Source organism: Stenotrophomonas sp. AGC87 (assembly GCF_057333975.1).
In genome coordinates this window covers 38,158-41,074 of sequence record NZ_JBHFHW010000042.1, presented here as the reverse complement: position 1 = coordinate 41,074, position 2,917 = coordinate 38,158, and the positions used below count along the sequence as shown (strand labels likewise).

Here is a 2,917-nt window from a genome sequence, read left to right as displayed (position 1 = left end):
CCCCCCCCCCCCCCCCCCCCCCCCCCCCCAGCCCAGCCGCCGCAGCCCGCCAACCACGCGTCTGCCCATTTAGCAGCCAGCACGCTGCGTGCACCCATCCGCGATAAACTGCGTTTTTCCCCTTGCAGGACCGTCTCCGGATGAGCTCACGCCACACCCTTTCCGTCGCCCTGATCCAGGAGCGCAACCACGGCGATGCCGAGGCCAATCTGGCCGTCATCGAAGCGCGCGTGGCTGAAGCGGCCGCGCAGGGTGCCAAGCTGATCCTGCTGCAGGAACTGCACAACGGTGCGTACTTCTGCCAGCACGAGTCGGTGGATGAATTCGATCTGGCCGAGCCGATCCCGGGCCCAAGCACGGAGCGCCTGGGCGCGCTGGCCAAGAAGCATGGCGTGGTGATCGTCGGCTCGCTGTTCGAGCGTCGCGCGGCCGGGCTGTACCACAACACCGCGGTGGTCTTCGAGAAAGACGGCACCCTGCTCGGCAAGTACCGCAAGATGCACATCCCGGATGATCCTGGCTTCTACGAGAAGTTCTACTTCACCCCGGGCGATCTGGGTTTCACCCCGATCGACACTTCGGTGGGGCGCCTTGGCGTGCTGGTGTGCTGGGACCAGTGGTATCCGGAAGCGGCGCGCCTGATGGCGCTGGCCGGCGCCGAGCTGCTGCTCTACCCCACCGCGATCGGCTGGGACCCGGATGACCAGCGCGACGAACAGGGCCGCCAGCGCGATGCGTGGGTGCTCAGTCACCGCGGCCATGCGGTGGCCAACGGCGTACCGGTGCTGAGCTGCAACCGCGTCGGCCATGAAGCCTCGCCGATGGGTGCCTCGGGCATCCAGTTCTGGGGCAACAGCCATGTGCTGGGCCCGCAGGGCGAGTTCATCGCCGAAGCCGGTGGCGAGCCGACCGTGCTGGTCTGCGATGTGGACCTGCAGCGCAGCGAGCACGTCCGCCGCATCTGGCCGTTCCTGCGTGATCGCCGCATCGATGCATACGGCGATCTGCTCAAGCGCTACATCGACTGACCGACCAGGACACCCCACCGTGACCGTGCACCTGCGCGACGCCACCGATGCCGATATCGCGGCCATCACCGCGATCTATGCGGTGGAAGTGACCGACTTCGTCAACACCTACGAGTACGAGATCCCGGAGGCGGCGGAAATGCGCCGCCGCATGCAGGACATCGTCAGCCGCGGCTTTCCGTACATCGTGGCCGAGGTCGATGGCCAGGTGGCCGGCTATGCCTACGCCAATACCTACCGCGGCCGGATCGCCTATCAATGGACCGTGGAGAATTCGGTCTATGTGGATGCGGCGTTCCAGGGCCGCGGCGTCGGCACCGCGCTGATGCAGGGCCTGATCGATGCCTGCGTCGCACGCGGTTACCGGCAGATGGTGGCCGTGATCGGCGAGCCGACCAATACTGCCTCCATCAAACTGCACGAGCGTTTCGGTTTCCATACCGTCGGCGTTTTCCGCGGCCTCGGCCGCAAGCATGGCCGCTGGCTGGATACCGTCCAGATGCAGCGCGCGCTCGGCGATGGTGCCGACAGCGCCCCTTCGAATGAATGATGCAATGACCGATACCCTGATTGACGCCGGCGACACGTTGTTCGCCGGCCAGCCCGTCCGCATCGTCGAACGCGATGGCGTGCGCTACACCCTGCTGGGCACCGCGCACGTCTCGCAGGCCAGCGTGGAGGCGGTGGAACGTGCGATCGAAAGTGGCCGCTTCGACGCGGTCGCGGTCGAACTGGACGCGCAGCGCCTGCAGGCACTGACCGATCCGGATGCGCTGGCCAAGCTCGACCTGGTCGAGGTGATCCGCAAGGGCCGCGTCGCCCTGTTCGCCGCCAACCTGGCCTTGGCTGCCTACCAGCGCCGCCTGGCCGAACAGCTCGAGATCGAGCCGGGTGCCGAGCTCAAGCGCGCGGTCACTCTGGCCAACGAACGCAACCTGCCCGTGCACCTGATCGACCGCGAGGTCGGCCTGACCTTCCGGCGTGCCTCGCAGCGCCTGGGCTTCTTCGGCAAGATCAAGCTGGTGATGGGCCTGGGCGCTGGCCTGTTCGCCTCCGAGGAAGTGGGCGAAGACGAGATCGAGAAGCTCAAGCAGGGCGATATGCTCGAAGCCAGCTTCGGCGAGTTCGCCAGCGAGAGCCCTGCCCTGTACGACACCATCATCGGCGAGCGCGACCGCTACATGGCCACGCGCCTGCGCGAAGTGCACGACCCGGCCCAGCGCGAAGTGCTGGCCGTGGTCGGTGCCGGTCATCTGGCCGGTCTGGCCAAGTACCTGGAAACCGACACCGACGCACCGGGCCCGCTGCGCGAATCGCTGGAAGACGTGCCGAAGAAGCGCAACATCCCGTGGATCACGCTGGCGATCCTCGCCATCGTGCTGACCGGTATCGGTGTGGGCTTCTATCGCGGCGGCCTGGGCGTCGGCAGTGAACTGCTGGCGGTCTGGGCGATGTACACCGGCGGCCTGGCCGGCCTGGGCTGCCTGTTGGCCGGCAGCCACCCGCTGAGCATCCTGACCGCGATCGTGGTGGCCCCGTTCAAGCCGTTCCGGCTGAGCATCCCGACCGGTGCGTTCTCGGCCCTGGTGGAAGCGCGCCTGCGCAAGCCGGCCTACGAAGATTTCCTGAAGCTGCGCGACGATGCGCAGAGCGTCAAGGGCTGGTACCGCAACCGGGTGACCCGCGTGGTGCTGACCTTCATGCTGACCAACCTGGGCAGCATGCTCGGGTTGTGGCTGACCGGGTTCCAGGTGTGGGGCAAGGTCGCGGGGTGATTCCCGCGCCGGCTGTGAATCGAAAGGCCACGCAATGCGTGGCCTTTTTTGTGCACGAATGTGGGAACCGCAGGTAGTGGCGGGGGGGGGGGGGGGGGGGGGGGGGGGGGGGGG

Annotated in this window: 3 protein-coding genes; all 3 read left to right on the top strand. The window is 67.3% G+C overall.

The annotated features are described in order from the left end of the window. Positions 1 to 140 precede the first annotated feature (140 nt). The 3 genes from ACE026_RS17370 to ACE026_RS17360 are packed head-to-tail and all read left to right on the top strand — an operon-like array spanning position 141 to position 2,803. Positions 141 to 1,028: a carbon-nitrogen hydrolase gene (locus tag ACE026_RS17370; protein ID WP_121042130.1), complete on the top strand. Its 888-nt coding sequence runs from the start codon at positions 141 to 143 to the stop codon at positions 1,026 to 1,028. Between the two features lie 19 nt (positions 1,029 to 1,047). Further along, positions 1,048 to 1,578, top strand: a complete 531-nt coding sequence (locus ACE026_RS17365) for a GNAT family N-acetyltransferase (protein ID WP_486040050.1) — start codon at positions 1,048 to 1,050, stop codon at positions 1,576 to 1,578. Continuing rightward, complete coding sequence (locus ACE026_RS17360; protein WP_486040048.1) at positions 1,571 to 2,803, top strand: TraB/GumN family protein; 1,233 nt, start codon at positions 1,571 to 1,573, stop codon at positions 2,801 to 2,803. The genes ACE026_RS17365 and ACE026_RS17360 overlap by 8 nt, the downstream gene beginning before the upstream one ends. Positions 2,804 to 2,917 lie beyond the last annotated feature (114 nt).